Below are 22,991 nucleotides of genomic sequence, written 5' to 3'. Positions count from 1 at the left end.
TTGGTCATCCTTCCGACTTCAATTCCAAAATAGTGTCTCTTAATTCTGCTGCCCGCTCAAAATCAAGCGCTTTTGCAGCATCCTTCATTTCTGTCTCTAATGATTCAAGCAATGTGATTTTTTCCGCCTTTGTAAGCTTTTTGCCTTTGGTTGCCTTTGTCAGATATGATTCAGGCTCCTCGGCAGCTTGTGTTGCGCGAATCACATCACGAATTTCTTTTTGTATAGTTTTAGGTGTAATATTATGTTTTTCATTATATTCCATTTGAATTGTACGACGGCGTTCCGTTTCCTCGAGTGCTTTTGCCATTGAATCTGTAATGCGATCAGCATACATAATGACATGCCCATTGGCATTTCGGGCAGCACGTCCTATTGTTTGGATTAAAGAACGTTCTGAACGAAGGAAACCTTCTTTATCCGCATCTAAAATAGCGACAAGCGAAACTTCCGGAATGTCTAGTCCTTCACGAAGCAAGTTAATACCGACTAGTACATCATAAGTTCCTACACGCAGCTCGCGAATAATCTCAATACGCTCTAACGTTTTTATTTCAGAGTGCAAATACTGTACCTTGATGCCCATCTCTTTTAAATAATCGGTTAAATCCTCCGACATTTTTTTCGTAAGCGTCGTAATGAGTACACGTTCATTCCGTTGAATTCTATTTTGAATTTCATCCATTAGGTCATCGATTTGGCCTTCGATTGGGCGTACATCGATTTCTGGATCAAGCAAGCCAGTCGGGCGGATAATTTGTTCAGCCATCTCAGGTGTATGTTCCAATTCATAAGGACCAGGCGTTGCCGAAACATAAATTGCGTTATGAATATGTTTCTCAAATTCTTCAAATTTCAGCGGCCTGTTATCAAGCGCCGACGGCAAGCGGAATCCGTGTTCTACTAGTACGTTTTTGCGTGCTTGGTCTCCATTATACATACCACGGATTTGCGGCAATGTAACATGGCTTTCATCAATGACAAGCAGAAAGTCTTCCGGGAAGTAATCAAGCAATGTATAAGGTGTAACACCAGCCGGGCGCAATGTAAGATGCCTTGAATAGTTTTCTATGCCAGAGCAGAAGCCCATTTCGCGCATCATTTCCAAGTCGTAATTCGTTCGTTGCTCTAATCGCTGTGCTTCAAGCAGCTTGTCTTCTTCTCGCATATGTTTTAATTGATCTTTCAGTTCTACTTCAATATTATCTATTGCTTTTAATAATTTCTCCTCACGCGTAACGAAGTGGGATGCTGGGAAAATAGCAATATGTTCTCTATCTCCAAGTACTTCGCCTGTCAACGCATCTACTTCTCTAATGCGGTCAACTTCATCCCCGAAAAATTCAATACGGATACAGTGTTCATCTCGAGATGCAGGGAAAATTTCGACTACATCTCCGCGCACTCTAAAGGTACCACGCGTGAAATTTATATCATTTCGTTCATACTGGATATCTACCAGTTTGCGGAGCAGCTGGTTGCGTTCAATTTCCATCCCTGTACGAATGGACACAACCATTTCACGGTATTCTTCCGGGTTCCCCAAGCCATAGATACAAGAAACGGATGCAATAATAATTACATCATCTCGTTCAAACAATGAGGAAGTGGCAGAGTGCCGCAGTTTATCGATTTCATCATTGATGCTGGCGTCCTTTTCAATGTAGGTATCGGTTTGTGGCACATACGCTTCCGGTTGGTAATAATCATAATAGCTGACGAAATACTCGACAGCATTATTTGGAAAAAACTCCTTAAACTCGCTGTAAAGTTGACCTGCGAGCGTTTTATTATGCGCAATGATCAACGTCGGCTTTTTCACTTCTTTGATAACGTTTGAAATCGTGAATGTTTTCCCTGTTCCTGTTGCTCCAAGGAGTGTTTGATGCTGTTTATTTTGTCTAACGCCTTCAACCAGTTCTTTAATCGCTGCAGGCTGGTCACCACTCGGTTGATATGCGGAATGTAATTCGAAATCTTTACTCATTTGGTTCCTCCCCGTTCCTTAAAACTCATAGACATATTTTAACATAGCTACGCACAAGTATCCAGAAATAAGCGAACGTACGTTTTATTGTTTAAATAAAAAAACCGCTCCATCTGAACGGTTTTTAATTTTTAAATTGAATGATAACAGTCACAGTTTTCGACTTTGGGGGCTTTTACTGAGAAAGTAAAACAAAAATAGTTTAATTTTACCCTCATATGGCCCAAGCAAAGTATTCATTCTACCAACAAAAAGAGAAGAACGACCAATGATATGGCACTTTTCTCTGTTTTATTTCCTGAAATGCTTTTTGTTAGTATAGGAAAAACAACATGAATATGCAATCTTTTTTACTTTCTCATTATCTATAGAAATAGTGTAGTTGAGAACATTATATACCCGTAAATTTAGTCTTTGAATCCACCAACATACTAGGAGGAATAAAAATGGAAATTATAAAAATTCATGAATTTTATCTCACACCGGATATTTGCATGCTTAAGCCTATTTTGGTAGACAAACGTAATTATTCACTTGTTATTGAGCTGAATCGTCAATACATCGTCTCATGTACCGTGACCCGGTTGATTAATTATATTTGTACTTCACTCGGCACTTCTTTGGACGTATCACTGGAATATTCAAATTACGTATTTAGCAAAGTAAACGAACATGCTAAATCAGACACGATAATTAAACTACCTATCATCTTAACGGCTCTTTTACAGCCGTATATTTTCTTTCCGACTGCATCACCTAAGAAAAAGCATAACGCGTGGATTTTGTGGCAAAATTTTAGAGGACATACTATGATGAATAAACAAGAAATGGGCTTATATTTCAAGCAAGGAGTTTATATAGAGGAACATTTAAGCTTTACAACCCTTTCAAGGCAGCAATATTATGCTTCCATCCTTTATTTCCGTCATATGGACGAGGTGATCAATAGGCATCAAAAAATGGACAATCGTTCAATTATAGAGCGCGGCTTGTTTCTTATGACTTAGATAAATAGTGAGTTAACAGTTCCTCCACATGATTGCGCAGCCGAATATTCGAGTATCGCCGGCAATCTTGGGCTCTTTTATTGATAAAAATGTATTCGGAGAATAGATCATCTCGCTCCCCGCGGAATACTTGCAGCTGATGCATAGCCAAATAACGTTTCGTCTCAGCCAGTTCTTTGTGGACTCGCTTGGTTGTCTGTTCAAGCAGCCTTATATAGGGTTGTTTTAATTTAAAATGCCCTTGCTCAAATTCCTTGCTATCACGTTTTAGAATTTGCAGCACCATTGGCAAGTAAATGGCCTGCTCTAACCTATGAATTGCTTCATTCGATAAATTCAACATCGCCAACAACCTCCATAGAAAACAAACGTTCTTATTTTATTTTATATTCGAGTTGCTCATTTAGCAAGTAAATTTAAGAACAAACGTTTGGTATGTTTTGTCTCAATACCCAAAATAGAAAGAGACAACACCGCTACTAGCAAAAAATACGCCCGTTCAGATGAGACCTTGCAAAAGTCTATCCACTCGGGCGTATTATTTATTCATAACTTACAGTTTTTATAATTGTGAGCGCAAATATGCATTAATAAACTGGTCAATATCGCCATCCATCACCGCTTGGACATTACCGGTTTCTGTGTTGGTGCGATGGTCTTTCACCATTGAATACGGATGGAATACATATGAACGGATTTGGCTACTCCAGCCGATTTCCTTCTGTTCACCGCGGATATCATCTAGCTGAGCTTGCTGCTCTTCTACTTTTAGCTGATACAATTTCGCCTGCAGCATATTCATCGCTTTCTCACGGTTTTTAATTTGTGAGCGTTCAGCCTGGCATGCTACCACAACACCTGTTGGCAAGTGAGTAATACGGACAGCGGATTCTGTTTTATTAATATGCTGTCCTCCTGCGCCTGATGCACGATACGTATCTACTTTTAAATCTTCTGAACGAATTTCAACAGCAATCTCATCAGTAAACTCCGGCATAACATCTGCAGACACAAAGGAAGTATGTCGACGTCCCGCGGAATCGAATGGTGAAATACGTACAAGGCGATGAACGCCTTTTTCGGCTTTCAGGTAACCGTATGCATTATGTCCACGAATTGCGAGTGTAACAGACTTCAACCCTGCTTCATCGCCTGGCAAGTAGTCTAATGTTTCTACTTTGAAATCATGTTTTTCTGCCCAGCGCGTATACATACGCAAAAGCATAGACCCCCAATCTTGGGACTCGGTACCGCCTGCACCTGGGTGAAGTTCCACAATGGCATTGTTTTGATCGTAAGGATCGCTTAAAAGCAATTGCAGTTCGAAATCCTCGGTGCGTTTTTTAAACTCATCCATCTCGTTAAAAAGTTCTTGCTGCAATTCTTCATCTGGTTCCTCTTTCAATAAATCCAGTGTCATTTCAAGGTTTTCTTGCGTTTCAACTAATTCGTGAAATTCGTTGACGATTTCTTTTAAACCTCTGGATTCACTGATAATTTTTTGCGCATTGTTTTGATCATCCCAGAAAGATGGCTCAAGCATCATTTCATCCAATTCTTGAATCCGCGCCTCTTTGTTTTCTAAGTCAAAGAGACCCCCTAAAGTCTTCTAATTTTGTGGACGTCCCATCAAGGTCGTTCCGAACATCTGATAATTCCATCATAATTTGTTCCTCCAATTACATTAAATATTCAATAATTTATCACGCATCTTGGCCAATTTTCAACAACTAAGGCTGGATGTTATTCACTGTAAGTATACTTATAGAAGGGAGAATTTTCTACAACTATACCTATGAAAAGACATAAAGGAGTTGTTCAAATTTTGAACAGCTCCTTTTGCCAATTACATCATTCATTTTAACCCACATTACGGGCAGTAAGAGCTCATCAGCGGGAGAAAAGGATCCCACTATTTTTACTCTTTATACAGCACCGTGGCAGTTTTTATATTTCTTACCGCTACCGCATGGGCATAAATCATTACGACCTACTTCTTGCTGTTTACGGACTGGCTTGCGTTTAGAAGTCTTTTCATCGGTTTTCGGATTTACCGCTTCACCCTTCGCTACTTCTTCACGTTCAAGATTACTGCGGATTTCTGCTTTCATTGCATATTGAGCAACGTCAGAACGGATTGCTTCTACCATTGCTTCGAACATCGCAAAACCTTCTGATTGATATTCACGAAGCGGATCTGTTTGAGCGTAAGCACGTAGATGAATACCTTGGCGCAATTGATCCATTGCATCGATGTGGTCAATCCATTTAGAGTCAATTGCACGAAGCAAAATAACTTTCTCAAATTCGCGCATGCGGTCAGGCGTAAGTTCTTCTTCTTTGCGATCATATTCTTTTTGCACTTCAGTGCGAAGGAATTCAATGATTTCCTCTTGGGTTTTACCTTTGAATGAATCGACAGTAGCAACGCCTTCTGGTAGCAAATTAGCACCTACAAAACTTGCTAGTCCTGTTAGATTCCATTCAGTTGGATTTTCTTCAGTTGTATATGAATGAACTGCGCTAACTAGTACTTCGTCTACCATTGATTCAACTAAGCCACGCATATTCTCTGTTTCCAATACCTCATAACGCTCTTTATAGATGATTTCACGTTGTTGACGCAAGACATCATCATATTGCAATAAGCGTTTACGCGCATCGAAGTTATTGCCTTCTACACGTTTTTGAGCAGATTCAACGGCTTTGGATACCATTTTCGATTGGATTGGCTGTGTATCGTCCATCCCTAATCTTGTCATCATATTTTTCATGCTTTCTGAGCCGAAACGTTTCATCAATTCATCTTCCAAAGAAAGATAGAATTGTGTGATACCAGGGTCACCTTGACGTCCAGCACGGCCTCGCAGCTGATTATCGATACGGCGTGATTCATGACGTTCTGTACCAATAACGGCTAATCCGCCTAAATCAAGTACGCCTTCACCAAGTTTAATATCTGTACCACGACCAGCCATGTTTGTTGCAATAGTTACAGCGCCTTTTTGACCTGCTTCTGCAACAATCTCTGCTTCGCGCTCATGGTTTTTCGCATTCAAGACATTGTGCGGAATGCTGCGTTTTGCTAATAAGTGCGAGATTAATTCTGATGTTTCGATAGCAACTGTACCAACAAGTACTGGCTGCCCTTTTTTATGACGGTCTGCAATTTCATTTGCCACCGCTTCAAATTTACCTTGCATAGATGCATAAATTAAATCCGGACGGTCATCACGTGCAATTGGTTTGTTAGTCGGAATCACAACAACATTCATATTATAAATATTGCGGAATTCCTCTTCTTCCGTTTTAGCTGTACCTGTCATACCAGATAACTTTTCATACATACGGAAATAGTTTTGGAACGTAATAGTCGCCATGGTCATAGACTCGTTTTGAATTTCCACGCCTTCTTTTGCTTCGATGGCTTGGTGTAATCCTTCTGAATAACGGCGGCCTTGCATAATACGTCCTGTAAATGAGTCAACGATTAATATTTCACCGTCTTGTACCACATAATCAACATCCAAGTGCATACTAACATGCGCTTTTAACGATTGGTTAATGGCATGGTTTAGACCAACATGCGTTAAATCAAACAAGTTATCAATATTGAAAGCTCTCTCTGCTTTTTCAATCCCTTGTTCTGTCATTGTAACGCCTTTAGTTTCTACATCATAATTGTAGTCTTCATCTTTTTTCAATGTGCGTACAAACGCGTTTGATTGTTTGTATAAGGCAGCTGATTTATTCGCTTGACCAGAAATGATTAAAGGTGTACGGGCTTCATCGACTAAGATGGAGTCCACTTCATCGATTACTGCATAATGCAGCGGGCGTTGAACACGTTCTTCTTTATAAAGCACCATGTTGTCGCGCAAGTAGTCGAAGCCAAGTTCGTTGTTTGTGCTATATGTGATATCACAAGCATAAGCTTCTCTTTTTTCATCTTTTGACATGTTATTCAAGTTCAATCCAACTGTTAAACCTAAAAATTCATATAATGGACGCATTGTTTCAGCATCACGGCTTGCTAAGTACTCGTTGACTGTAACAACATGCACGCCTTTATGAGTAAGGGCATTTAAGTAAACAGGTAAAGTGGAAGTCAACGTTTTACCTTCCCCTGTCTTCATCTCAGCAATATTCCCTTCATGAAGCGTTGCGCCCCCCATTAATTGAACTGGGTAAGGGTACATGCCTAAAACGCGTTTAGATGCCTCACGAACAACTGCAAAAGCTTCAGGGCGAATTTTATCTAAATCTTCGCCGTTAGAAAAACGTTCGTAGAATTCATTCGTTTTTGCTTTTAATTCTTCATCTGTTAATTTAGCCATATCTTCAGCAAATGCATCGACTGCACTTGCAACTTTTTCTAAGTGTTTTAATTCTTTTTTATTTGGATCAAAAATTTTATTTAATATGCTAGGCATTGATTTTCACATCCTATATAGTCTCAACCTTCATTTTAACACTGTCTGAACGTTTAAAGCAAATGAACAATTAGTAAAAATCTATTATTCCTAAACAAATAATACAAGGAAAAAAGATATACAGAATTGAAATTTACAAATCTATTCAGTGTGATGAATCAAATCATCTACTGTGAGCGTTCACTTAACATATAACAGTAATGATAACTTAACAGTAAAGTAAATAAATTGAAAAATCAATCTTTAATTTCTTTTAAAAGAAATACATAGAAGGAAAGATTTGATTTCAAAAATTGATAATGAAGGATATCACACAAAAGCCCAGCTGAGCAAACATTAGGTTGCTCCTGCTAGGCTTATCTAAAAAGCAAATACTATGAATTTATTATCTTAACTAGTTTCAATCAGTCCGTATTTACCATCTCTGCGTTTGTAGACAATATTTGTGCCGTCTGACTCTGCATCTGTGTAAATAAAGAAATCATGACCGAGTAAGTTCATTTGTAGAATGGCTTCCTCTTCGTCCATAGGTTTCAAGGAAAGTTGTTTTGTACGGACAACTGATAGTTCTTCCTCTGAATCATTCGGATCAGTCACTGCTCCAGGGGAATTTTCAGTCTGAACATTTGCAAAGTAAATGCCTACTCCTTCACGATCGCGGAATTTACGATTAACTTTTGTTTTATGCTTGCGAATTTGACGTTCCAACTTGCCAATAATCAAGTCAACTGCAGCATACATATCATCATTAGCCTCTTCTGCACGTAAAGTTAAACTTTTCATAGGAATTGTTACTTCTACTTTCGTACTCTTGTCATTGTAAACCTTTAAATTTACATGAGCAATTGCATTAAGATCTTCATTGAAATAGCGTTCTAATTTTTGAAGCTTTGTTTCAACGTACTCTCGAATTGCTGGAGTTACCTCAATGTTTTCACCACGAATGTTAAATGTTAGCATGTAAACTCCTCCTTTAATCAACCATACTAATATTATTCTACAATGCCCGTTAAAACCCTTCTTAAAACACATAATTAATTAATTTTTTTTGATGTTGTTATTGTGTTCTGCCACTATTTTGTCTTATTTCCACTAAAGTATATTGCTTGGGACTTAGATATAGAACAAAATGATATATTTTTGATATTTTAGATTTCAAAAAAAGACCCGAACGCCATAACGGCTCGGGCCTTCATTATATTAAAGATTATCCAATTGGTTTTTAATATCATAAACCGCATAGAAATATTGATAGCGTTGAAGTACTTTGCGATCAATAAGTGTACTTAATTTGATTTCTTCCCCCTTGATTAGCTTTGGTATATTTAGATCTTGGTAAAGCCGTTCAAGAATAACCATTTTGTCGACAATGTCTTTACTACATGTCCCAGTTTCACAATTATTATTTGTTTCATCAGCAGCAAGTTCTTCTACCTTGGCTACGCCTTTTTCAAAGTCTGCAAGCTTTTTAATAGAAGGTTCGATATTTTTATCTGTCCTATATTCTCTTAATTTGCTTTTATTCTTCACATAATTTTGGGCATTGACCGACATAGCGTCATAAGTTTTGCCTGCTTCAATGACTGCTTTTGTGTAACCAGATTTTCCAGGTGTAATAGCCACAATCTTTTTATCTAGCTCTTGAGCGGCTTTAATATTGTCACCTTCATTTAGCAAGGCCTTTTGAGGTACAGTTAACGCTTCTTCTGCTATTGCCTTTTGGTCCTTACCCAACTTATTGTACAGTGTTATGGCCTGTGCAATATTATCAATATACTGATTATCATACGGAGTGCAGGGATCTGTTAGTATTGTCACAATTGAAACGATGGGAGCATATTTATTGTAAATAGCCAGCACTTTGCTATCTACATAAGTTAATGCTTTTTTGTCAAGTCCATTATACAATTTCACTGCTTCTAATATATCAGCATATGGACTTTTTGGACTCAAGCGATTGACTGCCTTCTCAAAAGCATCTGCCTTTTCTTTTGGCGTTTTGTATTCAGCACCTGATTGGATGCTATTAAAATCCGTCACTACATATTTCTTAGCCGTAGTTGACAGTTTGCTGTAGTCTTGTATTAGTTTTTTCAAATCAGTACCATACTTTTTACTGTTTGGATCAAGTGATTGATAGCTCTTATCGAGTTTTTGCGCTTGTTTGATTGCCGCTTCGTCTGCTAAAAATGGTTTGTTCAAATCTAGTTTATTATTTACATTTGCCACTATGGTCTTCGGATCTTTTGCTAGCTTTTTATAAATAGCAATTGTAGAAAGCATTGCTTGGATTTCATTATTATTATACTTAAAATCCTGGTTAGTAATTTTAGCTATATTTTTCCCCATTTCGACTAACGGGGAATAGCTATTATATTTTGCTAGCGTTGGCTTATCTAGAAGCGAAAGCTGTACTTCATTTAATGCATTGTATTGTTTCACAACAGAATTGACCTCCTCGTACAAACTGCTCTTAGACAACTTATTCAATGCTTGGATAAATGCATCAATTTCGGCTTTAATAGTTGCTGCATTAAAACGATTAGCAAAATCCTCAATCTCTTTCGAGTAGATTACATAAGCCTGAACGTTTGGACCCGCATTCATGTATCTATAATATAGAGCAATTGCACCATCTCTATAGCTAGAGCTAGATGGCTTTAACGCTTCATACGCTGCATTGATTTTTTGTGCTTCTAGGAAATTCTGAATCGCCACATCATTCAACGGGATAGACGGACGAATAATTTCATTTTCTTCAAAAACTCGATTTGGATCATACGGAATGTTGTGTGATTCTTCATACGAGTGGTCGTTAGCATACCTTGGCGCCTTGCTGACAATAGCTCTTTGCGGTGAATCTAATTGATTATAAAGAGTAATAACCTTCACAATACTATTTACGTCATTTTTATTTTTTAGTTTATCACCAGAAGCATACCCTTTTCCTTCTACAAACCGTCCATATTGCACATACATGCTTTTGGCAATATCCTGGATTATCAGAATATCTTCGAATTTATGATATTGTTCCATAATTGTTGGATCTATAATCGTTTCTAAAGGAACATTATACTGCGCATTAATCTTGTTGTATTTTACGTTATTCACATAGTAATCTTTCACTTTTTTTACATCTTGCACACCCGGTGTATAGCCTTTATTGCTAACTTCCCACAGGTCTTTCACCATTTGTTCGAATTCCCTAGCTGTCGCAAGCTGTGGAATATATCGCGTTCCTACTTCTTCCAAGGCCTTCTTGTTTACTACATATTTTTTCACCTGTGACGGTGCACGGTCATAAAGAGTGTAATAGACTTTCAAAACGTCTACTTCATACTTGCTGTCAGTAGGTTTAATTTTTTCGAATGCTTTATCAATTGTTGCAGCTTGAGCTATCTCATCTCCATCTTGCAAAAATTTATATTTAGAGCGATCTGCATCATCTATTACTTTTTTCGGATCAGCTGCCAGCTTCTTATACGTTTTGATGGCTTGTTGAATATATTCAATATTAGTTGGTGAAATATCGTTTTCATTCGTAATCTTTATCAAATCAAACATTTGCATGATATCCGCAATTGGCTCATATTGCTTATATTTTTTTATGATTTTGCTATCAACAAGATTGCTTATTTTTGAATAAGGTTCTACCTTTGCTAAATAGTAACGGACAACTGGCAGTACATCTTGCGTTGCATTACTTTTGCGATTCAATTGGTTAACCATTTCCTCAAAGGTTGAGGCAAGCTGTTGTTGGCTTTTATAGGCTTGATCCAACCCTTCCATTTTTAGGCCATTTACCAAATATTTAAGCGTATCAGGTGATGCATCTAGATAATCGATGTGTACTTTTTTCGCTTCTTTTGGATAGTTTTTGCTCGATTTTTTCAGTTTAGCATAAGCTTTATCGAGTCCTTGCGCCTCTTTAATATTGGCTTCTTCACCTGCCAGCATCTCAATTGTTGGTTTGTGTGTTGTTGTCGAATTGTCTACAATTGCTTTTTGAGGAGTGCCTAGCTTTTTATACGTTTTAATATTGGATAAAAGGTCAGTAATATTCTTTGTAGAATAGCCATAATAACCATTACTTAATGTTTTATCTGGAATTTTATTAAACGCTGTTACCACTTGTGGAATGCCTGCGTATTGGTTGTATGTCTTAAGAACTGTTTTATCTACTAATGCTGTTTGGTTTGGTTTTGCGTTAGACATAGCATTATATTTTGCAACAACTGATTTTACGTCTTGTAGAGTGCTATTTGCCGATAATTTATTAACGTCTATAGCAAAGTCATCAGCTGCTTTCTTTGCTTCTTTGTAAACTGGAGACGTAGGAATTGCGGCAATGGTAAGCGCATTCTTTATAAATCGTCTAACATCAATGATGGCATTATCATATGCATCAAAAACCTTCTGCAGGTCTGCTAAGTAAGTTGGACTCGTTTTTTTCTTTTGCACTGAATCATAACTTTTATCTATATTCTGTGCACTAGCCACATTTTTTTCTTCTAAAAGATATGGCTTTTTTTCCTTTGCGTTTGCTTGAACTATCTCTTTCTGATCTGCTCCAAGCTTTTTATATTTTGCAAGCTGGTCGATTAAATTATCAATTTGGGCTGAAGTTAATGAGCCTGGCACAATTTTAATAAAATCAGGTAAAATTAATATTCCTTCAACAATACTTGGTATGGTTTCGTACTTTTTATATGTAGCTATTATCTTTTTATCCACAACATCAATTGGCGCCAGTTTAGGATAAACGTTAGGAGTAGAGCTCGCTGTCGGTTTGCTTATATTTTTATAAGAAGTTATCGCATCCTGTATTTTTTTTAGTAACTCTTCTTTTGATGCACTACCTTCATCAATGGAATCCACAAGGTTCGCAAAAGACGCTGCAGCCACTATTTGCTTTTCGTAGATTTTTTGTAGTTCCACAATTTTAGAGCTGTTCGGCATAAACCCTGCAACTTCGCTATCTGCTACGGTTGCATTTGTGTATTCCCAGTACAAAGCAACAGCATCTTTACCATACGTATTGCTGGATGTCTTTAAACTTGCGTATTTTTTCTCCAATGTGGCAGCTGTTTTAATTGTGTCAGCTTGAGTTAGATAACCATTTAATTTACTTTTCTCGTCTGAACTCATTAAATGGTCTAACAGATTTTTTTGAGCGCCCGAAAGCTTATTATAAGAGGTTAAAAAGTTATATATTTTGGGGCCATTTTTTTCTTGTATTCCGCTATTTGCATTTCCTACAGCTAGCGTCATTAAACGATATGAACCTGTGACATTGCTATAATGATTTAATTTTTTTACTGTAGAAGCAGGAACAGCCGCTTTGGTTATTGCATTCATGCTATCATAGGTCTTTTTCAGCGGAGCAGCTTTTGTTCTGTAGTTTTTATCAGTTAATTTAGTGACATCAGCTTGGAGCTTTTTTACTTTCTTAAGAGCTGGCTGTATTTTTGCCCAATGTTTTTTTAAAGTTGAATAATTCGCAACTAACTTTTTGTCTTTTTTCGATAGTTTATCGTATGCGCTTTTGGCAGTTTTTGTTTTTTGGATGTAGTCAGCTTTTTGAGATTTAATCGCTTTAATCTTATTAATAACTGCTTTAGCTTTTTTACTTGTTTTTTTGGATACCATCGTAATATCAGCATGGGTTGAGATATCAGGACCAGCTTGTGCTTCTGTACTTTCCTTGCTAGCAGCAGACAAAAACGCTGGCGCCATTAATACAGCTGCAAGTCCCATAGCGACAAATGATTTACGCATATGAATCCCCCTTTATGTAATGTTATTTATATAGTCTCTCTTCTATTATATCGGAAGAAGAATTGGTAATGTTAGAATAACTGGTTTATTAAGAAATGAAAAAACCCCGTAAAGATTTGTTTCTCTACGGGAATAGTCTAGATTTATACTTGTTGTTTTTTATCAATAATTTCTTGTTTACGACGTAATTTCAATTCTGAAATTATCAGCGTTTCAATCAGCTCATCGGTTTCTAAATCAATACCATAATAATAATGGCCAAAAGCAGGACGCTTCCATTTCACTTCACCATGTACAGCAATAGGTTTGGTATGTAAGACAAAGAGAAGCTCAATAACGCAAACTTTGCCTTCAATTGGTAAATTATCGTTTAAAGCAATCCTCGCACCGCTGGGGCTTAAATCGACTAACTGGCAAAATTCTGAGGTTGAAGAAAAATCCTGTACAATTCCGTCCATTATTACTTTATACTTTGAAGTTATCCTGTTCTCAAATATATGCCGAAATGACTCGGTACGTTTAAACTTCATAACGCTTTCCAACACCTTTACTACTAAATTGTTTCTATTATAACGAGAGTGACAATATGAAGAATATAACAAAAAAAGACTCTAGCAAAAACAGCAGCCTTCGCTAGAGTAATTACTTTTACTTCTTACCATCAAAGTAGCTGCCATCCATCACACGGACACTCGCATAAGGATCAACATAACTTCGTTCAGATTTCTTAGATAAATGGAGATTCTTTATATCTGTTGAGAGTTCATCTTTTTGGGCTTTCAAACGTTTTCGGATTCTTTCATCCAGCTCCCGCAACTGCTTTTCAAATGGATGACCCGGCAGTGGATTTACTTCCAACTGTTGTAGTTCCTCAATAATAGATCCCCGTTCATCTAGTAAACGTTCTGTGATTTGTAAATAATCATCCCGCTCTTTATCCGGCGGCAGCTCGGACAAATGTTTAAAAAGTTGCGCGGATACTTGCAATAGTTGTTGAAGCAAATCCATTATAATTGATTCCCAACAAACTGTTTTTGTCGGTTAAACTTTATGACTTCTTTCCATGTATCACGGAACTCTACTAGTAGTCCCTCCACTTCATCAATTATTAACGGGTCAACTTTAATATTTGCCTCAACTAATCGCCTATTCATATATTCATATAGAACCATCATTTCATTAGAAACTGCCAAATCCATATTTAAAGTTGACATTAATTCCTTTATTATATTTTGAGCTTTGAGAAGATTGGTATTCTTAACATCCATTTGTTTTTCTAATATCCCTTTTTTCGCTTGGTGCAAAAATTTGAGACAGCCATTGTATAGCATCAGTGTTAACTCCCCAGGTGAGGCAGTTGTGACACTATTTTGTTTGTATGCATTATACGCATTTTGTGCTTGCAAGTTGGACAACTCCTTTTAATTTACATGGTCTATTCAAAAATCTATTGAGCAAAGTAAGAGGCTTGGCTATTCGCACGTGCAATGGCATCTTCCATGGCAGAAAATTGTTTCCAGTAACGATTTTCAATGATTTTTAAGCGATCTTTCCAATCAGTAATTTTGTCCGTTAGACTTTCAAGTTGTTTACCGAGGGTATAAGTATTATCCACAGAAGATGCCTTACCTGCACGTTCTTCAATTTCTTTCACTGTATTTTGAGAGATTTTACGCATTTGTGCCACAATACCTGTGTCAGGTTGTGTGAAAATTTTCATAACGCTTTCCGGGTCTTTTGTTAATGCCTCTCGTAACTTCGTTTCATTAATCTCTAATTTGCCACCATCATTGTAATCCTTGGTAGTAGTAATTCCTATCTCAAATAAAGCCTTACCTTTACCATCACCAAAATCTACTGATTTATATAGAGTTCCCCGCAAATTGTTTAGTGCGTTACTTATTATTGAATCATTTCGGAGCAATCCAGACTTCGCTTTTTCTTCCCATTTTTTAATTTGATCTTCGGTCATTTGTGAACGTTGAGCGTCAGTAAGTGGGGCATAATCCTTGTACTTAGCTTCACCGATTTTATCATTTAATGAAGTCATAAGATCATTGTACAATGTTATAAAGTCTTTCATTTTATCTACCATTGCATCTGTATCAGTTGTAGATGTAACAGTAACTGCATTTGCATTATTAGGATCTTCGGCAAAAGTTTGCTTCAATGTAATACTATATCCATTGATAGAAACTTGATTAGATTGACTTTCCATTTCAATTCCATTTATTTTGTAGATCGCATTCTGACCATTTTCTACAAGTGGATTTATTGTATCAAAACCTAGTAATTCCATGATACCTTTACTTTGAGAGTTTGTGGATTCTACTCCATTCTCCATTGTATTATCACTAACAAACCGAACAGAACCAGCTTTACCATCTTGAGGCTCTCCTGTTACATTGGCTTTAAGCGACATTTGACCATTTGCAAAAAGTGCAGTTAAACCTACTTTATTTAGTTTGCCTGTAAAATCAGTAATAGTATCAGTACCTTTATATGCAACTTTAACTTCTTTCATTGATCCATCGTTTTGAAGAACACTTAGCGTGAGCATTCCATCCTGACCCGGGAAACTAGGCAACTCCGATAATTTGGTATTTTTCTCAACACCTTGGGGTAATGTTACTGTTGTTGCCTTACCTGCAGTCGCAAGCTGTTTAACACTCTCTATTGAAAGTGATCCATTTGCTGTTCCAGAGGCTGTCACAGAAACTTTTGTACTATCCGATATATTTACTGTTTTTGAAGGATATTTGTTTTGAAGCCCAAATTCATCAAAGAATGTCTTTTCAAATGTGGATAGTTTTGTATTCACTTCTCGGTATGAGTCGCGTTGCCATTCATATTTTTGCTTTTGTTGTTGAAGCTTTTCCATTTGGGCACTTTGCGCTTGCATAAGCTTTTCCACCATAGATTCAGTATCAATACCCGAGGCTAAGCCTGTGATACGATTGCTGCTTGATTGCAAATAAGAATAACTAGATATGTTCGCCATTTCATTCACTCCTTAAATCTTTTCGTCTACTATATTTCCGATAATCTTTTGCATTTCATAGTAAGCATCTAATACTTGTTTAGATGGGATTTCACGAATAACTTCATCTGTTTTCGAGTCGACCACTTTGACATAATACTCTTTCAATCCATCATGATAGACAAACTTCAAGTTATTATTATGTACCTCCATGAACTCATTCAACTTGTCTATTGCCTTCTGGAAAGTGGCTTTCGGTATGTCATTTTCTTTGTTTTGATTTAAACTTTCTTCCGTTGATTCATTCGCATTTTTTGTTAAAGGTGTATTTGCTATAGCCGGATCGACCGGCGGCATCTGTGAAGCAATTCGCATAGACAGATTCCTCCCTACAATTAGCATGCATAATTAGTTACCTTTAATATCGGATAAGTCTTTTGCTTTTCAATAGTTCATTAGAAAGAAATCAAAAAACCGCCCCTCCAAATAGGAATAGGCGGTTTGTCTGTTCAATTATTTAAAACGTTCAATAACATCTTCTAATTCACCGGCAATTTGTTTCATATGCTCAGTAGAAGTAGACACATGCTCCATTTCTTGTTGTTGTTGGACAGCAGATGCACTCACTTCTTCCGCTGATGCAGCCGTTTCATCCGAAATTGCTGCTACATTGCGGATTGCTTCCATCGCTCTTTCTTTATATGTCAGCATTTCTTCTAGCTTCTTGGACAATTGCTCAATGGAGCCGCCCATTTCTTTTGTTACTGACGCATTTTCCATAAATGTTGACTCGGTATCAGAGACAGATTGATTGGTGGTTTCCATCAATTCTATATTATGTTGAATCAGCGAAACTGTTTGAGCTGTTTCATTCAAAATTTCTTTCACTGTATGCTGGATACTTTCTGTTTCTGTACGTGATTGCTCAGCCAACTTTCTTACTTCTTCTGCCACAACCGCGAATCCTTTGCCATGCTCCCCTGCTCTTGCAGCTTCGATGCTCGCATTCAGTGCCAATAAATTAGTTTGTGCTGTAATGCCTTGGATGGATTCAATAACCGCATTAATTTCTGTCATCTTATGGGATAGAACTGAAATTTGAGCTTCCACTTTACTGTTCATATCGTTAGTGGTTTCATGATGATTACGAAGCAATTCTACTTGCTTAATTCCTTGTTTAGTAGAATGAGCTGATTTCAGTGACAACTGATCCATATTTGCAGAAAGTGCTGCTAACGCATCAATCTGTGAAGAAAGATCCACCATTTGCTGATTTGTATTTTCTGCATCAATTGATTGTTGTTGTGCACCTTGCGCAATCTGTTCTACTGCTGCTGCCACTTCTTCGCTCGCCGCTGAAACCTCTTCAAATGCACGATGCACGTTCGTAGATGTTTGATTCAAGCGCGAAGTAGATTCTTTGACCGTGCCAATGACTTCATTTGTTTGGTCTAACATATCATTGAATGCTATAGCTACAAGCCCAATTTCATCTGGACGTATTTGCGATTCATCTATTTTCTCAGTTAGATCACCTGAAGCTGCTTTTTCAATGGATTTTCTTAAGCTGGCAAGAGGTTTCAATTGATGATGAATGAACCAGAACGATACTGCCGCCATCAGGATGATGATAATAACACCTGCAATGATTGTTAGAGTTAAAATAGATTTAAACGTAGCCAGAATACTTGATTTAGGAACTACCGACTGCACGCTCCATACCTCATCTGCTCCCTCGACTTTTATTGGTGCAAATGCGTTAAACGCTTGTTCTTTTAATTGCTTCGAATCTACATACAGACTTGGTATATCACCTTTTGTCAATTGACTTTTTACCGGTTTCCAATTAATCGCATTCGCCATGTTGGTTCCAGTGATTTTGGGGTTTATACTATTCGCTACCACAGTCCCATTGTCTGTGATAATGCTCGCATAACCTCCATCAGGCTTCATGTCTTTAACCAATTCATTTAAGAAATCCATTGAAATTCCAGCTGTTATTACACCTGCAAATTGATGATCTTCTGTATAAATAGGCGTAGCTATAGAAGCCACATAAATAGATTCATTTCCTACTTTAAACTCCTGTGGTTCCGTTAATACAGTACGATCTTCATTTTTGGGAATAGCGTACCATTTACTTATCTCTTCATTATCATATCCGACTGCTGGTACTACGTTAACTTGATCATTATTTTTTAACATGTATGGAATGTATCGCCCATTCTCATCCAACAATTTCGAATCTACTAAATTCTTTTTAGGTGCAATATTTTTTTCTAAAATTATAGATATGCCGGTAAGCTGCGAAGTATTATCTAAGTTTTGCTTCATAATACTTAAAACTGATTGTGCTGTAAGTTTATGATCGTTTGCAAGTGCTTCTAACGCATGTTTTGTCGCCTTTATTGTTTCTTCTGTGGCCTCAAATCGTTCAGAAACTTCAGCGGCATATAGCTTCGAATGCTCTTTTGCATATTTTTCTGAGTCCTGGATACTTTTTTGATATAAATTGATACTTACTAATACCGAATATATCAGGAACAATATTAGAAACAGCCCTATAATTACCCCTGACAATCTCCAACCTATACTTTTGGTCTTCTTCATGTGTTTTTTCTCCCCTAGTTGTCTGCTATGTATAGCAATTTGGACCAATATACCCAAAAGGCGACTGGTACGTTAAACTATTCTACCATGCCTGCTAAATAGTAAAAAGTAATAAGTATTTTTCCAGAAATATTCCAAAGAATAAAAATTTTAGGTTTCAATTTAAAAATATTGTAAATTTAATAACATGTTATTATAATAGAAAAGTTGCTGGGCAATTTGACTTAATAACTATATAAAGATGCTTTTCTCATTGAAAAAGGTGTATTTACAGATTATAAATACCTTTGTACATAGCAAAATAAAGCATAATATAGGTCAAAAGATTTGATGTTTTAAAGAAACAACAAATTCCCAATAGAATTAAAATTATATGCTATAAAGCATAGTAGAAAAGGATGATGAAAATGAAATGGACCATTAACCGAAAACTTCTCGGTGGTTTCGGAGTAGTAATTGCACTTTTAATTACTATGGTCGCAATAAGCTTTTCCCAACTTCGTTCAGTGAATGATAGTTATAGCTTTCTATTGCAAGACAAAGCGCAGAAAGCTGTAGATATTAAAGATTTACAGGTAGCGTTGAAGCAAGAAATGTTTAGTTTAAGAGGATTCTTACTTTTAGGTGGCGATCAAGCTTTACAAGAATACACGCAATCACGCGAGGATTTTAAAAACCAGTATGACAATCTACAAAGTAGATTTAAGATCCCCGAAGCAAAGAAAATGTTAAGTGATTTAAATAGTATTGAAGATGAATATAATCAACTCTCCGAGCAAATCATTGCGCTCCAAAAACAAAAGAAAACAGAAGAAGCAAATCTTTTGATGACTTCAAAAGGTAAAGATATTGTAAGTCGTATTAATGAACAATCAAAAAAACTGTCTGATTATCAAAATGATATTCTAGACAAAGGAAATAAAGAAACAACAGATACAGTAATGCATACAATAAATATTTTAATTCTAATTGGCATTATAGCAGTCATAGTTTCGATTGCCATCGCATGGTTCATCGGCCGTCTTATATCTAAGCCGCTCATCGCCATTGCACAATCAACCTCGCGCGTTTCAGACGGTGATTTAACTGTTGAGCCTATTCAAGTGAAAAATAAAGATGAAATTGGCGATTTAGCTCAATCATTCAATTTGATGACCGATAACCTTCGTAGTTTAATTCATAAAGTAAACAATAATGCAGTCCAAGTTGCTTCTTCAGCAGAAGAATTAACTGCTAGCGCTGAACAAACTTCACTGGCGACAAACCAAATTGCAACGAGCATCCATGAAATTTCAAGCGGTGCAGAACTGCAAGGCCAAGGTGCAATGGAAAGCTCTAGTGCAATGAATGAAATGACAGTAGGTATTCAACAAGTAGCCGAATCTTCAGCACAAGTTTCTGAACTATCAAGCGATACATTAAAAGAAGCTAATAATGGCCATGACTCGTTGAAAAAAGTGATTTCCCAAATGAATACCATTACAGATGTAGTAGATGATTCTGCTAGAGTCGTCAAAAACTTGGGCAGCCATTCTGAAGAAATCGGCCATATTATTGAGGTGATAACTTCAATCGCCGATCAAACAAATTTGTTGGCATTAAACGCTGCGATTGAATCAGCTCGAGCTGGCGAACATGGTAAAGGCTTCGCAGTAGTTGCTGCCGAAGTACGAAAATTAGCTGAACAATCCAAGCAATCCGCTGACCAAATCGCTCAATTGATCAGCAAAATTCAAAATGATACGGCACGTGCAGTAGATGTTATGACACAAGGAACACATGAAGTGCAAGTCGGCATGACTGTCGTACATGAAGCTGAAACTGGCTTTAAAGAGATTGTGAAATTAATAGAACAAGTTTCTTCCAAAATAGAAGAGTCTACAGCTATCTCTGAAGAAATGTCAGCAGGCGCTGAACAGATCAACGCCACTATGGAAGATATTGCTCAAATAGCACAAACTTCCGCGACAAATACTCAACACGTGGCTGCTGCTTCTGAAGAGCAACTGGCATCAATGGAGGAAATTTCTTCTTCTGCTTTGGCGCTTTCTAAGATGGCGGAAGAGTTGCAAGAACATGTGAACCAGTTCAAAATCTAATTTATCATTGATTTATAACTTTTAAATATCACCACACACGAAAAAGACGCTACTCGATTGAGTAGCGCCTTTTTCATCCCACTAGTTGCGGGAGTCAAGGGAAATTACTAGAAAAAAATTCTAGCGCTAAATATAACGGTTCAGGACGAGTGTTCCTTTCGCCCGGAAACTAAATTCCCCGTACAAGGTGTTTTCCAATACATCTTCTGCAGTCGCTGTTAAACACTTCATGTCTATCAGTCCCCTTCGTTGTAGTATTGTTTTTCCCTTGTATTCTATATATACCCGCTGTCGCAGGCTTAAAACATATTTTATAAAATTTGTTAGGATTGATAGTAGCTTTTTTGTCGAACTACCTATTACGGAGCTAGTTTAATTCCCTTTTTTCTTTCAGCAGCCTTTGAAATTCCTTCTCTAATTCACTAGAAGGTTCAATACTTAGACGGCTGAGCACTTCTGTTATTTTTGTCTCTAATAAGAGAAGCTGGTCTGACTTAGGATTATCTTTTTTAGGCTTTTGTTGCTGTACATATTGCGGATAACTACCTTCGAAAATATGGATCTTCTGCTTCTTAATCTCCAATATTCGAGTTGCAATCTTTTCAATAAATTGACGGTCATGCGATACAAAAATAATTGTGCCTTCATAATCTTGCAGGAGTGATTCTAAAGCTTCTACTGCTTCGGTATCTAAGAAATTGGTCGGCTCATCTAGCACTAATGTATTTAGGTCACTGACAAATAATTTGGCGAACGCTACTTTTACTCGTTCACCCCCGCTTAATACACCAACAGGTTTATACACGTCATCATGATAGAAATGCAAGCGAGCAAGAACTGTACGGATTAAGTCTTCCCCTCTTTTAGAAGTAGATTGCACGTTTTCTAAGATTGTTTTTTCAGTGTCTAATATATCGAGTTTCTGACTGAAATAGCCCATTTGAATAGAGGGAGATATCGAAATGCCTGCATCTCTTGCCATTATTTTTTTAAGGAGCGTTGTTTTCCCTGTTCCATTTGCTCCGATTATTGCTAATTTATCGCCGCCTCGTATGAAGAAGCTTGCCTTTTTCCATAGCTTTCTTTCCCCGAAAGACCCTTCCACATTTTCTATTCGAAAGACAATACGTCCATTCACTAAATCTGCATGAGGTAAATCCATTTTTATAGGGGCACGCTCTTTGCTCTTTTCCACTTTTTCAAGATTTTCTATTCTCGTTTCAATGGCTTTAGCAGATTGATATAACTTTTTTTGTTTTTTTGCAAAGTATGGCTTTGTTCCAGTAATTCTAGCTTCCGAGGAGCTCAGCTTTTTCGGTTTTTTTGTGGCTCTTTTTGCTTTTTCTTCTTTTAATATTAAAGCTTCTTCAAGCTGTTTCTTTTCTTTTACGTACTTTTCGTATGCCGCTTGCTCTTGATTCTTTTCCACTTCTTTTTGTTTTACATATTCACTATAATTGCCTTTATATTTTGTCAGCTGGCCATCTCTTATTTCCCATATACTCGTGCAGAGAGCATCCAAAAATGTCCGGTCATGTGATACTAAAATAAATGCTCCTTGCCAGCTTTTCATACTTTTTTCCAACCAGCTGATATGAGAAAGGTCCAAATGAGTAGTCGGTTCATCTAATAGCAGTAAGCCTGAATTTCGATTGAGGCTTTTTTGAATATATTCTTGTGTGACTTCTCCACCACTTTTGGTTGTGACATCAACCTTTATTTGCGGAATATACTCACACTCTACATATTGATGCACAAACCCATTATCAGGCGTTATTTTCTGAGCTAAAATCTGTAATAGTGTCGTCTTTCCGCTTCCATTCGGTCCAGCCAGCCCAATCCGTTCATGCTGTTGCACCTCGAGTTCTGTAATATCCAACAACAAACGATCTTTTACATAATGTTTTATTTGTCCCGCTTTTAATACCTGCATAAATTCATCTCCTTTTGGAGACAGAAAATGCCTCCTATTTTATGCAGAATAGGAGGCATTCATAAATAGAGGATCATTAAATAAGCCTATAAAGAGACCATTCAATCCAACTATAGAAATACAATCCTATTCTGAAAATGACAATTGAAGGCATCAAAAAGAAG

Annotated in this window: 15 protein-coding genes; 2 read left to right on the top strand and 13 right to left on the bottom strand. The window is 37.1% G+C overall.

Translation table 11 applies throughout. The features are described from left to right. Nucleotides 1–4 precede the first annotated feature (4 nt). Nucleotides 5–1,987, bottom strand: coding sequence for an excinuclease ABC subunit UvrB (gene uvrB / locus M2M59_RS03400; RefSeq protein ID WP_147194624.1), 1,983 nt, complete (start codon nt 1,985–1,987; stop codon nt 5–7). A 446-nt stretch (nt 1,988–2,433) separates the two neighbouring features. Here uvrB and M2M59_RS03395 point away from each other — a divergent pair, with 446 nt between their 5' ends. Beyond that, on the top strand, nt 2,434–2,994 hold the full coding sequence (locus tag M2M59_RS03395; RefSeq protein WP_249775526.1) for a competence protein ComK: 561 nt from the start codon (nt 2,434–2,436) through the stop codon (nt 2,992–2,994). On the opposite strand, the gene M2M59_RS03390 is transcribed toward M2M59_RS03395, so the two are convergent. The 11 genes from M2M59_RS03390 to M2M59_RS03340 form a co-directional block, all read right to left on the bottom strand. After that, a complete protein-coding gene (locus M2M59_RS03390) occupies nt 2,984–3,337 on the bottom strand; it encodes a YhjD family protein (RefSeq protein WP_066784719.1) in 354 nt (117 codons plus the stop codon). The genes M2M59_RS03395 and M2M59_RS03390 overlap by 11 nt on opposite strands. A 219-nt stretch (nt 3,338–3,556) precedes the next feature. Beyond that, nucleotides 3,557–4,655, bottom strand: a protein-coding gene (gene prfB / locus M2M59_RS03385) for a peptide chain release factor 2 (protein WP_147195101.1) whose coding sequence is annotated in 2 segments (ribosomal slippage) — nt 3,557–4,582 and nt 4,584–4,655 — 1,098 coding nt in all. Because the reading frame shifts where the segments join, the coding sequence is not laid out codon by codon here. A 264-nt stretch (nt 4,656–4,919) separates the two neighbouring features. After that, a complete protein-coding gene (gene secA / locus M2M59_RS03380; RefSeq protein ID WP_249775525.1) occupies nt 4,920–7,427 on the bottom strand; it encodes a preprotein translocase subunit SecA in 2,508 nt (835 codons plus the stop codon). Between the two features lie 390 nt (nt 7,428–7,817). Further along, on the bottom strand, nt 7,818–8,387 hold the full coding sequence (gene hpf / locus M2M59_RS03375) for a ribosome hibernation-promoting factor, HPF/YfiA family (RefSeq protein WP_249775524.1): 570 nt from the start codon (nt 8,385–8,387) through the stop codon (nt 7,818–7,820). 240 nt (nt 8,388–8,627) lie between these two features. After that, nucleotides 8,628–13,205: a hypothetical protein gene (locus tag M2M59_RS03370; RefSeq protein WP_249775523.1), complete on the bottom strand. Its 4,578-nt coding sequence runs from the start codon at nt 13,203–13,205 to the stop codon at nt 8,628–8,630. A gap of 143 nt (nt 13,206–13,348) precedes the next feature. Beyond that, nucleotides 13,349–13,735, bottom strand: a complete 387-nt coding sequence (locus M2M59_RS03365) for a PilZ domain-containing protein (RefSeq protein WP_149031980.1) — start codon at nt 13,733–13,735, stop codon at nt 13,349–13,351. Between the two features lie 118 nt (nt 13,736–13,853). Further along, nucleotides 13,854–14,213 carry a flagellar protein FliT gene (locus M2M59_RS03360; RefSeq protein ID WP_147194642.1) on the bottom strand — a complete coding sequence of 120 codons (360 nt, stop codon included), beginning with the start codon at nt 14,211–14,213 and terminating at the stop codon, nt 13,854–13,856. Next, nucleotides 14,213–14,611 (bottom strand): flagellar export chaperone FliS, encoded by a 399-nt coding sequence (fliS, locus tag M2M59_RS03355; RefSeq protein ID WP_249775522.1) that lies wholly within the window; start codon nt 14,609–14,611, stop codon nt 14,213–14,215. Before fliS ends, M2M59_RS03360 begins: the two co-directional genes overlap by 1 nt. 41 nt (nt 14,612–14,652) lie before the next feature. Further along, a complete protein-coding gene (fliD, locus tag M2M59_RS03350) occupies nt 14,653–16,206 on the bottom strand; it encodes a flagellar filament capping protein FliD (RefSeq protein WP_249775521.1) in 1,554 nt (517 codons plus the stop codon). A 12-nt stretch (nt 16,207–16,218) separates the two neighbouring features. Continuing rightward, nucleotides 16,219–16,560 carry a flagellar protein FlaG gene (locus M2M59_RS03345; protein ID WP_066784695.1) on the bottom strand — a complete coding sequence of 114 codons (342 nt, stop codon included), beginning with the start codon at nt 16,558–16,560 and terminating at the stop codon, nt 16,219–16,221. A gap of 138 nt (nt 16,561–16,698) precedes the next feature. After that, the gene (locus M2M59_RS03340; protein ID WP_249775520.1) at nt 16,699–18,795 is read right to left on the bottom strand and encodes a methyl-accepting chemotaxis protein; all 2,097 of its coding nucleotides are present in this window, start codon (nt 18,793–18,795) and stop codon (nt 16,699–16,701) included. 407 nt (nt 18,796–19,202) lie between these two features. On the opposite strand from M2M59_RS03340, the gene M2M59_RS03335 reads away from it, so the two are divergent. Next, nucleotides 19,203–20,894 carry a methyl-accepting chemotaxis protein gene (locus tag M2M59_RS03335; protein WP_249775519.1) on the top strand — a complete coding sequence of 564 codons (1,692 nt, stop codon included), beginning with the start codon at nt 19,203–19,205 and terminating at the stop codon, nt 20,892–20,894. A 367-nt stretch (nt 20,895–21,261) separates the two neighbouring features. Here the strand turns inward: M2M59_RS03335 and M2M59_RS03330 are convergent, their stop codons facing one another. Next, nucleotides 21,262–22,827, bottom strand: coding sequence for a Vga family ABC-F type ribosomal protection protein (locus tag M2M59_RS03330; RefSeq protein WP_249775518.1), 1,566 nt, complete (start codon nt 22,825–22,827; stop codon nt 21,262–21,264). Nucleotides 22,828–22,991 lie beyond the last annotated feature (164 nt).

The sequence above is a fragment of the Rummeliibacillus sp. G93 genome (assembly GCF_023515935.1).
In the GTDB taxonomy this organism is placed as follows: Bacteria; Bacillota; Bacilli; order Bacillales_A; family Planococcaceae; genus Rummeliibacillus; species Rummeliibacillus stabekisii.
The sequence above is the reverse complement of the archived record's forward strand: the minus strand, read 5'-3'. Positions and strand labels throughout refer to the sequence as shown.

Excerpts from the sequence above, each read along its gene's own strand:
- hpf (WP_249775524.1), bottom strand. The coding sequence starts at position 8,387 with ATGCTAACATTTAACATTCGTGGTGAAAACATTGAGGTAACTCCAGCA.
- M2M59_RS03330 (WP_249775518.1), bottom strand. The coding sequence starts at position 22,827 with ATGCAGGTATTAAAAGCGGGACAAATAAAACATTATGTAAAAGATCGT.
- M2M59_RS03370 (WP_249775523.1), bottom strand. The coding sequence starts at position 13,205 with ATGCGTAAATCATTTGTCGCTATGGGACTTGCAGCTGTATTAATGGCG.
- M2M59_RS03340 (WP_249775520.1), bottom strand. The coding sequence starts at position 18,795 with ATGAAGAAGACCAAAAGTATAGGTTGGAGATTGTCAGGGGTAATTATA.
- M2M59_RS03390 (WP_066784719.1), bottom strand. The coding sequence starts at position 3,337 with ATGTTGAATTTATCGAATGAAGCAATTCATAGGTTAGAGCAGGCCATT.
- M2M59_RS03335 (WP_249775519.1), top strand. The coding sequence starts at position 19,203 with ATGAAATGGACCATTAACCGAAAACTTCTCGGTGGTTTCGGAGTAGTA.
- M2M59_RS03365 (WP_149031980.1), bottom strand. The coding sequence starts at position 13,735 with ATGAAGTTTAAACGTACCGAGTCATTTCGGCATATATTTGAGAACAGG.
- secA (WP_249775525.1), bottom strand. The coding sequence starts at position 7,427 with ATGCCTAGCATATTAAATAAAATTTTTGATCCAAATAAAAAAGAATTA.
- M2M59_RS03360 (WP_147194642.1), bottom strand. The coding sequence starts at position 14,213 with ATGGATTTGCTTCAACAACTATTGCAAGTATCCGCGCAACTTTTTAAA.
- M2M59_RS03345 (WP_066784695.1), bottom strand. The coding sequence starts at position 16,560 with ATGCGAATTGCTTCACAGATGCCGCCGGTCGATCCGGCTATAGCAAAT.
- uvrB (WP_147194624.1), bottom strand. The coding sequence starts at position 1,987 with ATGAGTAAAGATTTCGAATTACATTCCGCATATCAACCGAGTGGTGAC.
- M2M59_RS03395 (WP_249775526.1), top strand. The coding sequence starts at position 2,434 with ATGGAAATTATAAAAATTCATGAATTTTATCTCACACCGGATATTTGC.
- fliD (WP_249775521.1), bottom strand. The coding sequence starts at position 16,206 with ATGGCGAACATATCTAGTTATTCTTATTTGCAATCAAGCAGCAATCGT.